This is a genomic window from Pseudideonella sakaiensis (assembly GCF_048320135.1).
GTDB classification, from domain to species: Bacteria; Pseudomonadota; Gammaproteobacteria; order Burkholderiales; family Burkholderiaceae_C; genus Ideonella_A; species Ideonella_A sakaiensis_A.
This window is the reverse complement of record NZ_CP182947.1, coordinates 976,598-992,638: the sequence shown is the minus strand read 5'-3', so window position 1 is coordinate 992,638 and position 16,041 is coordinate 976,598. Positions and strand designations below refer to the sequence as shown.

Sequence of the window (16,041 nt, the reverse complement as noted above, 5' to 3'; positions counted from 1 at the left end):
CCGATGCATCCGAACGCCCTGCTTGAACTGACCACCGAACTGCTGCACCGCGTGCTGCAGTTTTCCGCCCCGGCCGACAAGGTCGTGTCCGAATTTTTCCGCGAACACCGTGGCCTTGGCGCGCGCGAGCGGCACACGCTGGCCGAGACCACCTATGCGGTGCTTCGCAAGCGGCTGTTGTTCCAGCACCTTGCGCAATCCGGCAAGGGCGAGATGGAGCGGCGGCTTGCGCTGCTCGGCTGGCAGGGCAACGAGGGATTTCTGCGCGCCGCCCTCAACGAGGCGGAGCAGCAATGGCTGGCCAGGGTGGCGACGATCGACGCCGCCGGCCTGCCCGACAAGCTGCGTCACAACCTGCCGGACTGGCTGGCGCAGGCGCTGGCAAGCGAACTCGGCGATGACTTCTGGCCGCTGATCGACAGCCTGAACCAGGGTGCGCCGCTCGACCTGCGCGTCAATACCGTGAAGGCGCGCCGCGACGAGGCAATCGCGACGCTGGCCGCAGCCGGCATCGACGCGAAGCCGACGCCGCATTCGCCATGGGGCCTGCGCATCGACGGCAAGCCGGCGCTGCAGAAACTGCCGCTGTTCACCGACGGCGGCGTCGAGGTGCAGGACGAGGGCAGCCAGCTGCTGGCGCTGCTGACCGATGCAAAACGCGGCGAGATGGTGGTCGATTTCTGCGCCGGCGCCGGCGGCAAGACGCTCGCGCTCGGCGCGGCAATGCGCAATACCGGCCGGCTGTATGCCTTCGATACCTCCGGCCATCGGCTCGCGGCGATGAAACCGCGGCTTGCGCGCAGCGGCCTGTCGAACGTCCACCCGGTGCAGATTGCCCATGAGCGCGACGAGCGCATCAAGCGACTGGCCGGCAAGATCGACCGGGTGCTGGTCGACGCGCCGTGTTCGGGCCTCGGCACGCTGCGCCGCAATCCGGATCTGAAGTGGCGGCAGTCGCCGGAGGCGATTGCCGAGATGGCGGAGAAACAGCTGGCGATCCTGCTCAGCGCGTCGCGGCTGCTGAAGCCGGGCGGGCGTCTCGTTTATGCGACCTGCAGTCTGCTGGCCGCCGAAAATGAGGCGATTGCAGCAGCTTTCGAGGCGCGACTGGCCGAAACCCGGACCGCATCGTTCACCGCGCTGGCGGCCGCCGAACTGCTCGAGCGCGCCCATGTCGCAGACGCTGGGCAGCTGGTCCGCGGAGCCCACCTGAGGCTGTGGCCGCACCGCCACCAGACCGACGGATTTTTTGCTGCGGTGTGGCAGCGCGATTGAGGCCGGCCGGCAAGGGTTTCAAGCCCGCAACGGCTTTTTGCTGCAGCGCAACATTTTTCTGCAAAAGCCCTTTATTTCCAAGGATTTGCGCAGACTCGATCACCTACAATAGGGGGCTGGCCGATTTTCGATCAGCACCTTTATCAAATGGGATGGTAGATCGATGTCAACTGTGACAATGTTGTGGGACGCCTTGGTCAACTGGCTGGCCGGCGGTTTGCTCCAAGCCAGTTGGTGGCAGATCGTGCTGGCTGCAGGTGTGATGACCCACATCACGATCGCAGCGGTGACGATCTTCCTTCACCGCGCGCAAGCGCACCGCGCGCTCGAGCTGCACGCCGTGCCGGCGCATTTCTTCCGCTTCTGGTTGTGGCTGACGACCGGCATGGTGACCAAGGAATGGGTCGCGATCCATCGCAAGCACCACGCGAAGTGTGAAACCGAGGACGATCCGCACAGCCCGGTTGCCAAAGGCATCAAGACCGTGCTGCTGACCGGCAGCGAGCTCTACCGTTCCGAAGCGAAAAACCAGGAGACGCTCGCCAAGTTCGGCCACAACACGCCGAACGACTGGATCGAGCGCAATCTGTACACCCGCTACAGCTGGCAGGGCGTCGGCGTGATGCTGCTGATCGATGTCGCACTGTTCGGCGCGATCGGCCTGACCGTCTGGGCCGTGCAGATGTTGTGGATTCCGATCGCCGCCGCCGGCATCATCAACGGCATCGGCCACTGGTGGGGTTATCGCAATTTCGAAGCGGTTGATGCATCGACCAACATCTCGCCGTGGGGCATCCTGATCGGTGGCGAGGAGTTGCACAACAACCACCACACCTATCCGACATCGGCCAAGCTGTCGGTCAAGCCGCACGAGTTCGACATCGGCTGGGCCTATATCCGCGGTCTGGAGATGCTCGGCCTGGCGAAGGTTCGCAAGACGCCGCCGATGCTGCGCCTGGGCGCCGTCAAGAGCGTTGCCGACGGCCACACGCTGGAGGCGATCATCGCCAACCGCTACGAGGTGATGGCGCGTTATGCCCGCAACCTGCGGCATGCCTGCAGCGCCGAGATCGCGAAGCTGAAGGCTGAAGGCAGCGCCGCCAGCCGCGCCAAGCTCGCGAACCTGCAGCTTGCGAAGCGCTGGTTGCACCGTGATGCGGACAAGATTCCGGCGTCGGCCCGGCCGCACCTGGCTGCTGTCGTCGAACACCATCCGCCGCTGGCCCAGCTGGTGACGATGCGCGAGGAACTGCGTTCGTTGTGGACCCGCAGCAATGTCTCGGCAGAGCAGCTGGTGCTCGATCTGCAAGCCTGGTGCAAACGCGCCGAGGAAAGCGGCATTGCCGCGCTGCAGGAATTTGCATTGAAATTGCGTTCGGCACAACACGCCTGACGATCCAGGCTGCCGCACCTCGGTGCGGCACGCTAAACAAAAAAGCGGAAGCTCCGATCGAGCCTCCGCTTTTTTTATTGGTGCAGCCGTTGAGGACTGCACAGTGCTTGCCGTCACATGCCGCCGATCGCGAAGTGGCCGGCAATGTGTCGCTCGTCATGCGTCGGCACGCTGACCAACGGTGACGAGGCTTTCGCGGTGTTGGTGGACGCTGCCGGATCGCCGAAGTGTTGGCCGGCTTCGCCGTGGCGCAGTTCTCCTGCCGCAGCGGCTTGTCGGGCTTCGGCGCGCACTTCTGCCCTGGTCAGTGTCGAATGGGTGGGCACCTCGAAACGGCTGGCCTCCACGGCATGGCCGGCGGTGGCGGCGGTGAGGGCGAAAGCAGCAAATGCGAAGGAAATGGTTTTCATCTTGAATCTCCGTTGGTGTCGAAAAAGCCGCACGGACGGAGGTCCGGGCGGCGTGTCGACCGAAGATTCGGTCGGCACCTCAACACTTACGCGCCGGGTGCCGTATTGGATGCACCGAAGAGATCAAAAAATGACTCTTCGGTAATCTTTATTACTTGGCGCGGATCGCGATCTCGTTGCGCACGCTTTTCACGCCATTGACACCATGGGCGATCTTGTGCGCCATGGCTTTCTCTTCGGCGCTTTTCGCGAAGCCGGACAGCAGCACCGTGCCGTTCAGCGTCTCGACGCTGATCGCACCGGCATCAACCTGCTTGTTCTCGACCATGCGGGCCTTGATCTGCGTCGTGATGGTGGTGTCGTCGACATATTGGCCGACGGATGATTGATCGCGCACGACCGCGCAACCCGGCAGGGTCAGCAGTGCGGTGGCGGAGGCAAGGGCGATGAGGGATGATTTGATCAGCATGGTTTCTCCTGGTGTGAACTGTTTGTTATCGGTAAGGGTCTGGCGGTTTATCAACGCTCGAGAAGATCGGCCATCTCGTCTGCGTGTTCTTCCTCGTCGGCAAGAATCTCTTCCAGCAGCCTGCGCGTCGTCGGATCCTTGTCGCCAAGCAGGCCGATCAATTGACGGTAGGCTTCGACGGCAACCCGCTCGGCAACCAGATTGGCACGCACCATCGCCTGCAGATCGGACGAGTCGTCGTAGTCGGCATGGCTGCGCTGCAACAGCGTCGTCGGCGCAAAGTCCGGGTCGCCGCCGAGCTGGACGATGCGTTCGGCGATGCGATCGGCGTGCGACGCCTCCTCATTCGCGTGGACCATGAATTCATCGGCAACGGCCGGTGAAGACATGCCTTTCGCGGTGAAATGGTGCCGCTTGTAGCGCAATACGCATACCAGCTCGGTTGCCAATGCATCATTCAGCAGGCGCACGATGTCTTCGCGCCACGGGCCATAGCTTGGCGTGATCGCGCCATCGTCAAGACGGGAGCGGGCAGCTGCCAGCCCTGATTCGTCGAGTTCCAGCCGCTGATGCGTCGATTTGTTTTTCTGCTGGTCTTGCAAAGGGGTGTCTCCTCTTTGTTGCTCATGGCCGCGACGAGCCGCCTGTCAAGCCGACTCGTCGAGGTTGCCGGAGCCTCCGTCGAACGGGGGCGGAAGAATCAATGGCGGTCGCGCTTGCTCGGCGAGAGCAGCCAGGCCAGCAGGGCGCCGGCAGCCGCCGCGATCAGCAGCGACTTGACCGGTTCCTGACGGACATATGTCGCCGTCTTCTCAGAAGCGAGGTGAGCCTGGTCGCGCATCTGTTGCGACTTGACGCGGGCAAGTTCGACACTGCGCTGAGCCATCGACTCTGCACCGGTCGTGAACTTCTCGATCGCCGGGACTGCCGTGGCACGGGCGCTTTCAACCGCATGCGCGAGCTGATCGAAGGTCTGGTTTGCAATATCGCGCCCGCGGTCGGCTGCGGGGCGGTCCGCACCGGTCTTGCTGGCCGGGCTGCCGGAGCCGTTCGAGGAAGCGATGTTGGTGGAGGTCGATGTATTCATGGGCATTCTCTAGGGGGTTCGGGGATTGGCTCGGGTCGATCAGGTGCCGCGCTTGAGCAGTCCGTACAGGAAGCTCGCAACGGCCAGGATGGCAAACACGACGAAAAGGATCTTCGCGATGCCTGCAGCGCTCGCGGCAATGCCGCCGAAGCCGAACAGTGCAGCAATGATCGCGATGACAAAAAACACAACGGCGTAGTGCAGCATCTTCTTCTCCTTGTACCGGCCAGCGGTTGTTGTTGATGCTCAGAGCTTAGGTGCTGCCCGTGCCTGGCCGAATGGGATGCAGGGACTTCATGCTGTCGGCGACGCCTGTCCACGTCCGTAGGAGAGCTCCTACCCGCTTGCTGCTGCTCAACCCGCTGCTGGCGGCGCTGTGTCGTCGGGCAGCTTCGGCAGCGTCGCGCTGAGGCGCGTGCCACGACCACGCGCAGAATCGATTTCCATCCGGCCGCCTTCGGCTTCGACCCTGAAGCGCATGCCCAGCAGGCCGTGAGACGCGGTGTGCCGCAAGGCTGCCGGATCGAAGCCGACGCCGTTGTCCTTGACCTGGATCAGCGCACCGTTTTCCTGTCCGACCAGGCGGATCTGCACTTCGGTGGCCTTTGCATATTTGGCGATGTTGGTGCAGGCCTCCTGGACCAGCCGATATACCGTCAGTTCGGCCGACGACGACAGCCGCACGACGTCGAGTTGGGTATCGACCTTGATCTCCGAAGCCTCGGCAAACTCGCGCGCGAGGATCTCCAGCGCGGCCACCAGGCCGAGGTTCGACAAGGACGAAGGTCGCAGATCCTCGATGATCCGGCGCTTCATCGCGATGCCGCTGTTCAGCGTCTCGTTCAGGTGCGCCATCCTGGCAGCGGCTTCCGGGGAAATTTCCGGCAGCCTGGATTTCAAGCGGGCGACGTCCAGCTTGGCTGCCGTCAGCAGCGCACCGAGTTCGTCGTGCAGATCGCGTGCCAGGCGGCTGCGTTCGTCCTCGCGCGCAGTCTGCAGGTGGCGGGCAAGTTCGGTCAGCTGGCGGGTCCGCTCGACGGCGAGTGCCTCCATCTGGTCGCGTTCCTGCTGCAGCGTTCGCCGCTGCTCGTTGCGAAGCGTCTCGATCGCGACCCGCTGGCGCAGGTAGAGCATCAGTGCGATGACGCTCAATACCGTCATCACCGCGACACCGATGCGTCCGAGACGCAGCGTGGCCCGCACCGAGTTGCGCTGGTCGCTGATCTTGCCGGTTTCGTATTCGATCAATTGGTGCGATATCTTGCGCACCGCATCCATCTGTTCGCGGCCGATGTCGGTCAGCAGCAGGTGCAGCGCGCCGTTCGGATTGCCCTCCTTCACGAGTGCAAGCGAAGCCTGCATCTCCGACACCTTGCGGTCGATGCTCGACTTCAGTTCGGCAAACAGCGCCCGGCTCTGCGGGTCCTTGCTGTAGTGCGTCTCGAGCGGCTCGATCAGGCGCTGCAAAGCCTTGATCGACTCGTTGTAGGGCTCCAGATATTCATCGCGTCCGGTCAGCATGTAGCCGCGCTGCCCGGTCTCGGCATCGACCATCAAACGCAGCAGTTCCTGGTTGCGGGTGCGGATCTGGTCGGTCTGCTGGATCTCGTCGATCGAGCTGATCGCGCTGTGGTGCGATACCTCGCTGATGACCAGCATCAGGATCGCGATCATCGCGACCAATGGGAAGGTGTAGGGGCTGTCTCGCAACAGCTTCAGCACCTTCATCGGGGCGGCGTCGGCGGTGTCGTCGCGGCGGACCTGTTCAGTGGCTTGTGCCGGCATCACGTTCGGTGGCATGGCTGACACAGTAGTTGACGAGCGAATCGATCTCGTTCGATTTGTCGAACACCTTGTCGGCGCCGAGTTCGAGGCATTTCTGACGCATGTCGGCGGTTGCGTAGTTGCTCAACACGACCAGCTTGGCCTTGGTATTGCGCAGGTGCGGAGACGCCAGCACGCCAAGGCCGGACCCGCTTTTCAGGAAGATGTCGATGATCACCAGGTCGCATTGCTGCGAATTGACACTCAACCAGACGACGGCCGTCGCCTCGTCTTCCGCAGTGCCCACGACGTTCACCGGAGCCAGTTCTTCAAGCGTGGCAACGAGATTTTCCCGGATCACCGGGCTGTCTTCAACGATATAGGTTCTGAGATTCGCCATCCACTGCGCCGGTTGGTGGGGCTGAGCTGCGATTGCTTGCTCGCGCTCGGACTTCAAGTGTCGTCGGTTGCAGTTGTTGCATCTGTCGGCGGCGCGGTCCCCGCGCTGTAGGAGCCTTCCTACGTTGCCAACAGACAGCCGGCAGCGGCTGGCGCCAGCCGCGGCGAAATCGCAGGCGCTCGATCAGGGGCGGATCCGATGCACCTGCACCGAGACATCCATGCCGGCATAGGCATCGGCTTCACCGAACCAGCTGCCGGAGACCGGCGCAGCCTGGTTGGGGTCCCGGGCCACCGCAACGCGGATCAGCTGGGTGCCGCCGAGCAGGTTGTTGGTCGGATCGAACGGAACCCAGCCAGCGCCCGGCAGGTAGGCCTGCATCCAGGCGTGGGTTGCGCCGGCGCCGACTGTCGGCACCGGCGCATCGGCCGGCGCGACCAGTGGCGCGTCGGGGTCGAGCCAGTCCGGCCGGTGCAAGGCCGAGCCCGGCTCGTCGCGTGGATCGTCGGCGTCGAGCGCCGGGTCGTAGAGGTAGCCGGAAACAAACCGTGTCGCGATGCCGAGGTGGCGCGCGGCCTCCATCATCAGCAATGCGAAATCACGGCAGCTGCCGCTGCCGAGTTTAAGCGTCTCCAGCGGCGACTGCGTACCTTCCTCGTCGCGCGACGCATAACGAAAATGTTCGCGGATCGTCTCGTTCATCCGCACCAGCATCTGCCGCGTATAGGTCGGCCCCTGCTTGCTGAGAAACTGCCGCGCCCAGGCCGTCAGTTTGCCGTCCGAATCGTCGTAATGCGGCCGCAGGTAGTGTTCGAGGTCGAGGCGATCGGCCAGCGAATAGGCAAACGGATAGATCTCGGCTGCCGGCGACAACGGCAGCTCGAGGTTGTTGGTGTGCGCATGCTCGATCGTGAACGAACAGGTAAAACTCAGTTCGTCGGCCTTGTCGAGCGGCTGCACCAGAGCCACCGAATTCGAATACGGATCCTGGATCATCCGGATCGATGCGCTCGGTGACACTTCCAGATCGGTGGCCAGCACCCGCAGGTCATGACTGTCGCGCGGGCGGAAAACCACCCGGTGCTCGCCGAAGGTGACCGGCGAGTGGTAGCGATATGTCGTCGTGTGGACGATGTCGTAGCGGATCGGCATGGCCGGCGGGCGTTGGTATCAGACGCCGAGCAGGTCGACCTCGAACTGCAGCGTCGCATTCGGCGGGATCACGCCGCCAGCGCCGCGTGCGCCATAACCGAGTTCGGGCGGGATGATCAGAATCCGCGTGCCACCGACCTTCATGCCCTGCACGCCTTCATCCCAGCCGCCGATCACCATGCCGGCCCCGAGCTTGAACTTGAACGGGCTGCCTCGGTCCTTGCTGCTGTCGAACTTGCTGCCGCGTTCGCCGTCGTTGTAGAGCCAACCGGTGTAGTGCACCTGCACCTGCTGGCCAGCCACTGCTTCGGCGCCGTCGCCCTGCTTGACGTCTTCGTACTGGAGCCCGGATTCGGTCGTGATCATCGTGTCCTTTCGTTGTGGCCGCCGCGGCGGCGCGTCATTCGGTGCACGCATTATCCCGGAGCGCCGCGCGGCGCCGTCGGCGGGTAGATCATCGACCAGTGCGTGACCGCTTCGGCCAGCCAGTCCGTCAGGCCGTCGGCGTGGTGGCGCAGGCCGAGCGCTTCGCCGGCGCGGCGCAGCACGTCGAGCGGACGGTCGGCATCGATCGGCTGTGCGCCGGTCTGTTTGGACAGTTTCTGCCCGTCGTCCGCCAGCACCAGTGGCGTGTGCAGATAACCCGGCCGAGCCAGCCCGAGCAGCTGTTGCAGGTGGATCTGCCGCGCGGTGTTGTCGGCCAGGTCCTCGCCGCGCACGATGTCGGTGATGCCCTGATCCGCATCGTCGACGACGACTGCCAGCTGGTAGGCCCACAGGCCATCGTTGCGCAACACGACAAAATCACCGACGGTCGAACCGAGTTCCTGCTGCTGCGGGCCGAGCCGCCGGTCGGTCCAGTCGATTAGCAGCGGCGACGCGGTGGTCGCGCAGCGCACGCGGACCGCGCAACGTTCGGCAGGATCGATGTCGTGGCGGTCGCGGCAAGTGCCCGGGTACGGCAGTTCGGCGTGGCGCGCGCGCGCGATGCCGCGGGCGTCCCAATAGGCAGCGATCAGGCTGCGGCTGCAGACGCATCGGTAGGCCAGCCGGTTCGCAACAAGCTGGTCCAGTGCCGCCTGGTACAGACCGCTGCGGCGCGACTGCCAGACCGGCGCCTCGTCGGGCAACAGGCCGCAGGCGGCCAGCTGGCGCAGGATCAATTCATCGGCGCCGGCGACGCAGCGCGGCGCATCGACATCCTCGATGCGCACCAGCCAGGCGCCGCGATGCGCACGCGCATCGAGCCAGCTGGCCAGCGCGGCCACCATCGAGCCGGCATGCAGCGGGCCGGTTGGTGACGGTGCGAAGCGGCCGCGGTATGGCATCGGCGGGCGGGGCTAATCGACCCGGCTGGCCCGTGGACCGGCGTGGCGCTCGAGCAGCGCCCGCTGGGTTGCCGGGCTGGCCAACTGGTCGAGCCACCATTTCAGCGCATTGCCGACCGGCACCTTGCGGCCACCGCCACCGCCGGCAGCCTGCCGCCACGCATAACCGAGACTGGCCTTGTGGGTGCCGCGCTCGGTTGCCTTGCAGACCAGGCGGCCGGCCGCGATGTGTTCGCGAGCCAGCGGTTCCGGCAGGTGGCCGCAGGCAATGCCGCGGATCTGCGCCTCGATTTTTGTCGCGGTCGTCGGCACGGTCAGCACATCCTGGCCGGCCAGCATGTTGACGCTGGCCGGCGCCATCCGCTGTGCCGAGTCGGCGACCGCGACCGCGCGGTGCCTGATCAGCTGCGCATCGGAAATCGGTTCGGTCGCCGCTGCCAGCGGATGGTGTGGCGCCACTGCAAAAACGAATTCGAGTTCGCCGAGCGGGCGCAGCTGGAAACCGCTGTGCGCCTGGTCCGAGCCGGGGCGCCGCGAGACGCCGATCGCCAGATCGGCCTGCCCGGTCACGAGCGCCTCCCAGGTGCCGGTCAGCACCTCGGTGCGCAGCCGCAGCCGGGTCGGCGGGCCGCCGGGGCCATCGGCCGCGGCCGCGCTGGTCGGGCACGGCTGGCTGTAGAAGGCTTCACACAATTCGAGGATGGTGTCGCGCGAAATCACGCCATCGACCGAGATGCTCAGCTGCGACTCCCAGCCGGTCGCAATCCGCTTGACGCGGTTCGACACCGCCTCCATCTCCTGCAGCAGCCGCCGACCCTCGTGCAGCAGTTCCCGGCCGGCGGCGGTGAATTCAGCCTGCCGGGAGCGCCGGTCGAACAGCAGCACATCGAGCGCCTCCTCGAGCTGGCGCACGCTGTAGGTCAGCGCCGACGGCACCCGGCCGAGTTCGCGCGCCGCGGCGGCAAAGCTGCCAGTGCGGGCGATTGCGTCGATCATCGTCAACGCGTCGGGGGTCAGGACCTTGTGAGACATGGGCGGCGCGCCGGTGCGGCAGGGCAGGGTGGCGCTTCATGATATTTGAATGGATGCTTGAATCGGCAACCAATGCGCTGCGCGATGGTCGCTTCTACATTCGAGAGATCGAAAGGAGCATCTGATGATCGAGATCCGCCGGGGCCATCAACGCGGTTTTGCCAACCACGGCTGGCTGCAGAGTTTCCACAGTTTTTCGTTTGCCGATTACCTCGACCCGCGCCGCATGGGCTGGGGCAACCTGCGCGTCATCAACGAGGACCGGGTCGCGCCGGGCCGTGGTTTCGGCTCGCACAGCCACCGCGACATGGAGATCATCAGCTATGTGCTCGATGGCGCGCTGGCGCACCAGGACAACCTCGGCAACCATGCGACGATCGTGCCCGGCGATGTGCAACGGATGAGCGCCGGCAGCGGCGTCACCCACAGCGAGTTCAACCATTCGCCGAGCGACGCCACCCACTTCCTGCAGATCTGGCTGCTGCCGGATCAGCGCGCCATTGCGCCGTCGTACGAGCAGCGCCACTTCGATGCCGCCAGCAGGCGCGGGCAGTTGCGGCTGGTCGCCAGCCGCGACGGCCGCAACGCGTCGGTCAGGCTGCACGCCGATGCCGACCTGTTTGCCGGCCTGTTCGACGGTGATGAGGCGGCGGAACTGGCACTCGACCCGGCGCGCAAGGCCTATGTGCACCTGATCAGCGGCCGCCTGGCGGTCAACGGCGAGGTGCTGAACGCCGGCGACGCGGCCTTGCTCAGCGACAGCGGGCGGCTGCGACTTGCCGATGGCGATGCGGCGGAGGTACTGGTGTTCGATCTGGCGCCGTAAAGGCTAGGCAGCGACTTGCAAATGCGGGTCGAGCGCGATGCGCTGGTCGAAGACAAAACATTCGCCTTCGAAATGCCGTCCGCCGACCTGCTCGAAATAGGCGAGGATGCCGCCGTCGAGTTGCAGCACGTTGTCGAAGCCGGCCTCGGCGAGAAACAGCGCCGCCTTTTCGCAGCGGATGCCGCCGGTGCAATAGCTGACGACGGTCTTGCCGGCAAACTCGGCACGCCGCGACAGCGCGGCATCCGGCAGTTCGCTGAAGCGGCTGGTCTGCAGGTCGACCGCATCGACAAACCGCCCTTGCTCGACCTCGAAGCGGTTGCGTGTATCGAGCAGCACGACCGGCCGGCCCGCGTCGTCATGGCCGGCGTCGAGCCAGCGCGCGAGCGTCGGCGCATCGACCGCCGGCGCGCGACCCTGTTGCGGTCGGATCGCCGGGTGGTTCATCCGGATGATCTCCCGTTTGTGCTTGACCAGCAGCTTGCCAAACGGCACCGCGTCGGACCAGCTTTCCTTCGCGACGAGGCCGGCGAAACGTGGGTCCTCGTGCAGCCAGGCCAGCCAGCGCCGCAGGTCGGCCGCGATGCCGGCCAGGAACAGGTTGATGCCTTCCTCGGCAAGCAGCACCGTGCCTTTCAGTCCGGCGGCAGCGGCGGATTGTTCGAACCGGGGCCGCAGTTCGGCTGCATCGGGCAGCGCCACGAAGCGGTAGGCGGAGATATTCAGGATCGTCGACACCGGGGGATTTTAGCGGCGCTGCCTACAATCCCTGGATGCCCTTCATCCACCTGCGAACCCATACCGAATTCTCGATCGTCGACGGCAGTTTGCGCATCGGCGACGCGATTGCCGCAGCGGCGAAGGACGGCCAGCCGGCGATGGCAATCACCGATCTGGGCAACCTGTTCGGTGCGGTCAAGTTCTACGGTACGGCGCGCAAGGCGGGTCTGAAGCCGCTGATCGGTGCCGATGTCTGGCTGGCACCGGAAGGCGGCGAGCGCCGCCATGACCAGCATCCGAGCCGGCTGCTGCTGCTGGTGCAATCGAACCGCGGTTATCTGAACCTTTGCGAACTGTTGTCGCGAGCCTGGCTGCAGACGCCGGCTGGCAACCAGCGCAACCAGGGCTGGCTGCAATGGGACTGGCTGGCCGAGCTCGGCGACGGGCTGATCGCATTGTCGGGTGCCGACCTCGGCGCCGTCGGCCAGGCGCTGCTGGCGCAGGATCCGCAGCGGGCCAGCCAATTGGCGCAGCAGCTCGCGGCGCTCTTCCCGGGCCGCTTCTACATCGAGCTGCAACGGGCCGGACTGCCGAACCATGAAGCCCACGTCAGGGCGGCGGTGCCGCTGGCTGCCGAACTCGGACTGCCGGTCGTCGCGACCCACCCGGTGCAGTTTCTCGAGCCCGACGATTTCGAGGCGCACGAGGCGCGCGTCTGCGTCGCCGAAGGCGAGACGCTGACCAACCCGCGGCGCATCAAGCGTTTCGGCCAGCAGCAGTACCTGCTGAGCCAGCAGCGGATGGAGGCGCTGTTTGCCGATATTCCGAGTGCGGTCGTCAATACGATCGAGATCGCCAAGCGCTGCAACCTCGAACTCGTTCTTGGCAAGCCGCAGCTGCCGGATTTTCCGACGCCGCTGCGCGACGGCGTGCCGATGCCGATGGCCGACTATTTCCGGCTCGCGTCGCACCAGGGTCTGGAGGAGCGGCTCGAACTGCTGTATCCCGATGTGGCCGAGCGCGATCGGCAGCGGCCGCGTTATGTCGAGCGGCTCGAATTCGAGATCGCGACGATCCTGAAGATGGGTTTCCCGGGTTATTTCCTGATCGTTGCGGACTTCATCAACTGGGCGCAGAACAATGGTTGCCCGGTCGGGCCGGGCCGGGGATCGGGCGCCGGCTCGCTGGTGGCGTATGCCTTGAAGATCACCGGCCTCGACCCGCTGCGCTACAACCTGCTGTTCGAGCGATTCCTGAACCCGGAACGGGTTTCGATGCCGGACTTCGACATCGATTTCTGCCAGGCGAACCGGGACCGGGTGATCGACTATGTGAAGCAGCGTTATGGCCGCGATGCGGTCAGCCAGATCGTCACCTTCGGAACGATGGCGGCGAAGGCGGCGCTGCGCGACGTCGGCCGCGTGCTCGGCATGGGTTATGGCCACGTCGATTCGATCGCCAAGCTGGTGCCAGCACCCCCAGGCAAGACGGTGACGCTGGCGCGGGTGCCGGAGTCGCCCGACCCCGGGATCATCTATGCGCGCAAGGAGGCGCCGGAGATCGAGCAGCGCGAGGCGGCCGAGGAAGAGGTGGCCGAGCTGCTGTCGCTGGCTGCTCGCGTCGAGGGCCTGACCCGCAATATCGGCATGCACGCCGGCGGCGTGCTGATTGCGCCCGGCAAGATCACCGATTTCTGCCCGCTTTATCTGCAGCCCGGCAGCGACAGCGCGGTCAGCCAGTACGACAAGGACGATGTCGAGGCGATCGGCCTCGTCAAGTTCGACTTTCTCGGCCTGGCGACGCTGACCATCCTCGAACTCGCGAAGGAATTCATCGTCGCGCGCCGGCCAGCGCTGAAGGATTTTTCATACGAGACGCTGCCGCTCGACGATGCGCGCGTCTACCGCTTGTTCTCCGAGGGCCGCACCGAATCGGTCTTCCAGTTTGAAAGCGCCGGCATGCAACGCATGCTGCGCGATGCGAAGCCGAGCCGGCTGGAGGACCTGATCGCGCTGAATGCGATGTTCCGCCCCGGCCCGATGGAGAACATCCCGAGTTTCTGCGCGCGCAAACATGGCCGCGAGGACGTCAGTTACCCGCACCCGCTGCTCGAGGCGGTGCTCGGCGAGACCTACGGCATCATGGTCTACCAGGAACAGGTGATGCAGGCCGCGCAGGTGCTCGGTGGCTACTCGCTCGGCGGCGCCGACCTGCTGCGTCGCGCGATGGGCAAGAAGAAGGCCGAGGAAATGGCCAAGCACCGCGAGATCTTCCGCAACGGTGCGGCGGAAAAGGGCATCTCGACCGCGGTGGCCGACGAGGTCTTCGACCTGATGGAGAAATTTGCCGGCTACGGCTTCAACAAGTCGCACGCCGCCGCTTACTCGCTGCTGGCCTATCACACCGCGTGGATCAAGGTCCACTGCACCGCCGAATTCTTTGCCGCCAACCTGACGGTCGAGTCCGACGATACCGACAAGCTGCGGGTGTTGTGGAATGACGCCAAGGCCTTCGGTGTCGAACTGCTGGCGCCGGATGTCAACCAGGGCACCGCCCGCTTCGAGCCGGTCGGCGACAAGACGATCCGTTACGGCCTCGGCGCGATCAAGGGCACCGGGCTCGGCGCGATCCAGGCGATCGTCACCGCACGCGATCAGGGTGGTCCGTTCAAGAGCCTGTTCGATTTCTGCGCCCGGGTCGACCGGCAGCGCATCAACAAGCGGGTGATCGAGGCGCTGATCAAGGCCGGCGCCTTCGACGGCCTGCACCCGGACCGGGCCGCGATGATCGCCAGCGTCGGCCTCGCGCTTGAATGGGCCGATACGCAGGCCGCCCATGCCGATCAGGTCGGCCTGTTTGACTTCGGTCCCGACGATGCGACTGGCAGCCATGCCGCATCGACCGTCGAGCCGCCGCTGGTCGATGCGCCGCAGTGGAGCATCCGCGAGCGGCTCGGCCACGAAAAGGCGGCACTCGGCTTTTTCCTGTCCGGCCATTTGTTCGACCAGAGCGCCGACGAGGTGCGGCTGTTCGCAAAGCGGCAGATCGCCGACCTGATCGACAGCCGCGAGCCGCAGCTGCTGGCCGGCATCGTCAGCGATCTACGCATCATCAACGGCCAGCGCGGCCGGGTCGCAATCTTCAAGCTCGACGACAAGTCGGACGCGATCGAATCGGTTGTTGCCGAAGACCTGCTGAACGCAAACCGCGAGTTGCTGAAGGACGACGAACTCATCGTCGTGCAGGGCAAGGTGCAGAACGACAGGTTTTCGGGTGGCGTGCGGCTCAATATCCAGCAGATCTGGGACTTGGCCGAGGCCCGCTGCCGCTTCGGCAAACACCTGCGGATCGAACTCGATGCCGCATTGCCACCGGTCGACAGCCTGATCCGGCAGTTTCCGGCACGCCGCAAGGCAGGCGAACACGGCGAGTCGGTCGAGGGGCTTGGTGTGCGGCTGATTGTCCGGCGGCAAAACGCACGTGCCGAGATCGATCTGGGCGAGGACGGCCGCTTCTTTCCGAGTGACGAGGCGCTCGGCTGCTGGCGCGAGGCCAGTGGCGGACGGGCCCGTGTCGTTTACGAATTGTCACCGGCCGGGCATTGACCTGAGGAACCAGTGGGCGTCTGATGGACTCGGAGCCGGATGGCCTGCTTGTTGACGGCTCCCATCCACCGAGACTGAGACCTCTGCCATGAAACGATATCTGCTTGCTTTTTCGATCTTCGCCGCCGCGGTGCCGGCAGTGGCGAGCGACGTCGGGGTGACGATCGGCTTCGACCAGCCGGGGGTTTATGGACGCATCGACATCGGCCGAGCGCCGTCGCCGCCGGTGCTGGTGTATCCGCAGCCGGTGGTGATCGCGCCGTCGCCGGTCGCGGTTTATCGCCAGCCAATCTACCTGCATGTGCCGCCCGGCCATGCGAAGAAGTGGAGCAAGCACTGCGCAAAATACAACGCCTGTGGGCAGCCGGTCTATTTCGTCCAGGATCGCTGGTACCGCGATGTCTATCGGCCCGTTTATCACAGCCATTCGCACGAGTACGACAAATACGAGCGCAAGCGCGAGAAGGAGTACGACAAGTACGAGCGCAAGCGCGAGAAGGAAATGCGCAAGCGCGAGAAGGAATGGCACAAGCAAGAGAAAAGACATCACAAGAAGCACCATCACGATGATTGATGGTGA

At 65.0% G+C, this 16,041-nt stretch carries 17 protein-coding genes; 5 read left to right on the top strand and 12 right to left on the bottom strand.

Features of this window, described 5'->3' with window-relative positions; all coding sequences use genetic code 11:
* Window positions 1-3 precede the first annotated feature (3 nt).
* Together ACNH6H_RS04305 and ACNH6H_RS04300 are read left to right on the top strand one after the other, a co-directional pair.
* Window positions 4-1,275 carry an RsmB/NOP family class I SAM-dependent RNA methyltransferase gene (locus ACNH6H_RS04305; protein WP_418315933.1) on the top strand — a complete coding sequence of 424 codons (1,272 nt, stop codon included), beginning with the start codon at window positions 4-6 and terminating at the stop codon, window positions 1,273-1,275.
* Window positions 1,276-1,438: 163 nt separating this feature from the next.
* A complete protein-coding gene (locus ACNH6H_RS04300) occupies window positions 1,439-2,668 on the top strand; it encodes a fatty acid desaturase (RefSeq protein WP_418315932.1) in 1,230 nt (409 codons plus the stop codon).
* Window positions 2,669-2,781: 113 nt separating this feature from the next.
* On the opposite strand, the gene ACNH6H_RS04295 is transcribed toward ACNH6H_RS04300, so the two are convergent.
* The 11 genes from ACNH6H_RS04295 to ACNH6H_RS04245 form a co-directional block, all read right to left on the bottom strand.
* Window positions 2,782-3,078, bottom strand: a complete 297-nt coding sequence (locus ACNH6H_RS04295) for a DUF4148 domain-containing protein (RefSeq protein ID WP_418315930.1) — start codon at window positions 3,076-3,078, stop codon at window positions 2,782-2,784.
* A 151-nt stretch (window positions 3,079-3,229) separates the two neighbouring features.
* Window positions 3,230-3,547: a BON domain-containing protein gene (locus ACNH6H_RS04290; protein ID WP_418321218.1), complete on the bottom strand. Its 318-nt coding sequence runs from the start codon at window positions 3,545-3,547 to the stop codon at window positions 3,230-3,232.
* 50 nt (window positions 3,548-3,597) lie between these two features.
* Window positions 3,598-4,149 carry a ferritin-like domain-containing protein gene (locus ACNH6H_RS04285; protein ID WP_418315928.1) on the bottom strand — a complete coding sequence of 184 codons (552 nt, stop codon included), beginning with the start codon at window positions 4,147-4,149 and terminating at the stop codon, window positions 3,598-3,600.
* Window positions 4,150-4,247: 98 nt separating this feature from the next.
* A complete protein-coding gene (locus tag ACNH6H_RS04280; protein ID WP_418315927.1) occupies window positions 4,248-4,634 on the bottom strand; it encodes a hypothetical protein in 387 nt (128 codons plus the stop codon).
* A gap of 39 nt (window positions 4,635-4,673) precedes the next feature.
* Entirely contained in the window at window positions 4,674-4,841 is a 168-nt protein-coding gene (locus ACNH6H_RS04275; RefSeq protein ID WP_418315925.1) for a DUF1328 domain-containing protein, read from the bottom strand.
* 147 nt (window positions 4,842-4,988) lie between these two features.
* Window positions 4,989-6,434, bottom strand: coding sequence for a CHASE3 domain-containing protein (locus ACNH6H_RS04270; protein WP_418315924.1), 1,446 nt, complete (start codon window positions 6,432-6,434; stop codon window positions 4,989-4,991).
* Complete coding sequence (locus tag ACNH6H_RS04265) at window positions 6,400-6,798, bottom strand: response regulator transcription factor (RefSeq protein WP_418321216.1); 399 nt, start codon at window positions 6,796-6,798, stop codon at window positions 6,400-6,402. Before ACNH6H_RS04265 ends, ACNH6H_RS04270 begins: the two co-directional genes overlap by 35 nt.
* A 183-nt stretch (window positions 6,799-6,981) precedes the next feature.
* Window positions 6,982-7,950, bottom strand: coding sequence for a transglutaminase family protein (locus tag ACNH6H_RS04260; RefSeq protein ID WP_418315923.1), 969 nt, complete (start codon window positions 7,948-7,950; stop codon window positions 6,982-6,984).
* A gap of 18 nt (window positions 7,951-7,968) precedes the next feature.
* Window positions 7,969-8,316 carry an FKBP-type peptidyl-prolyl cis-trans isomerase gene (locus tag ACNH6H_RS04255; protein ID WP_418315921.1) on the bottom strand — a complete coding sequence of 116 codons (348 nt, stop codon included), beginning with the start codon at window positions 8,314-8,316 and terminating at the stop codon, window positions 7,969-7,971.
* A 50-nt stretch (window positions 8,317-8,366) separates the two neighbouring features.
* Window positions 8,367-9,278 (bottom strand): tRNA glutamyl-Q(34) synthetase GluQRS, encoded by a 912-nt coding sequence (gene gluQRS / locus ACNH6H_RS04250; protein WP_418315919.1) that lies wholly within the window; start codon window positions 9,276-9,278, stop codon window positions 8,367-8,369.
* A gap of 12 nt (window positions 9,279-9,290) precedes the next feature.
* Window positions 9,291-10,310, bottom strand: coding sequence for a LysR substrate-binding domain-containing protein (locus ACNH6H_RS04245; protein WP_418315917.1), 1,020 nt, complete (start codon window positions 10,308-10,310; stop codon window positions 9,291-9,293).
* 124 nt (window positions 10,311-10,434) lie between these two features.
* Here ACNH6H_RS04245 and ACNH6H_RS04240 point away from each other — a divergent pair, with 124 nt between their 5' ends.
* On the top strand, window positions 10,435-11,136 hold the full coding sequence (locus tag ACNH6H_RS04240; RefSeq protein ID WP_418315915.1) for a pirin family protein: 702 nt from the start codon (window positions 10,435-10,437) through the stop codon (window positions 11,134-11,136).
* 3 nt (window positions 11,137-11,139) lie between these two features.
* Here ACNH6H_RS04240 and ACNH6H_RS04235 read toward each other — a convergent pair whose 3' ends face one another.
* A complete protein-coding gene (locus ACNH6H_RS04235) occupies window positions 11,140-11,874 on the bottom strand; it encodes a sulfurtransferase (RefSeq protein ID WP_418315914.1) in 735 nt (244 codons plus the stop codon).
* Between the two features lie 35 nt (window positions 11,875-11,909).
* Between ACNH6H_RS04235 and dnaE the strand changes: the two genes are divergently transcribed.
* Window positions 11,910-15,461, top strand: a complete 3,552-nt coding sequence (gene dnaE / locus ACNH6H_RS04230) for a DNA polymerase III subunit alpha (RefSeq protein WP_418315912.1) — start codon at window positions 11,910-11,912, stop codon at window positions 15,459-15,461.
* 88 nt (window positions 15,462-15,549) lie between these two features.
* The gene (locus ACNH6H_RS04225; protein WP_418315910.1) at window positions 15,550-16,035 is read left to right on the top strand and encodes a hypothetical protein; all 486 of its coding nucleotides are present in this window, start codon (window positions 15,550-15,552) and stop codon (window positions 16,033-16,035) included.
* Window positions 16,036-16,041 lie beyond the last annotated feature (6 nt).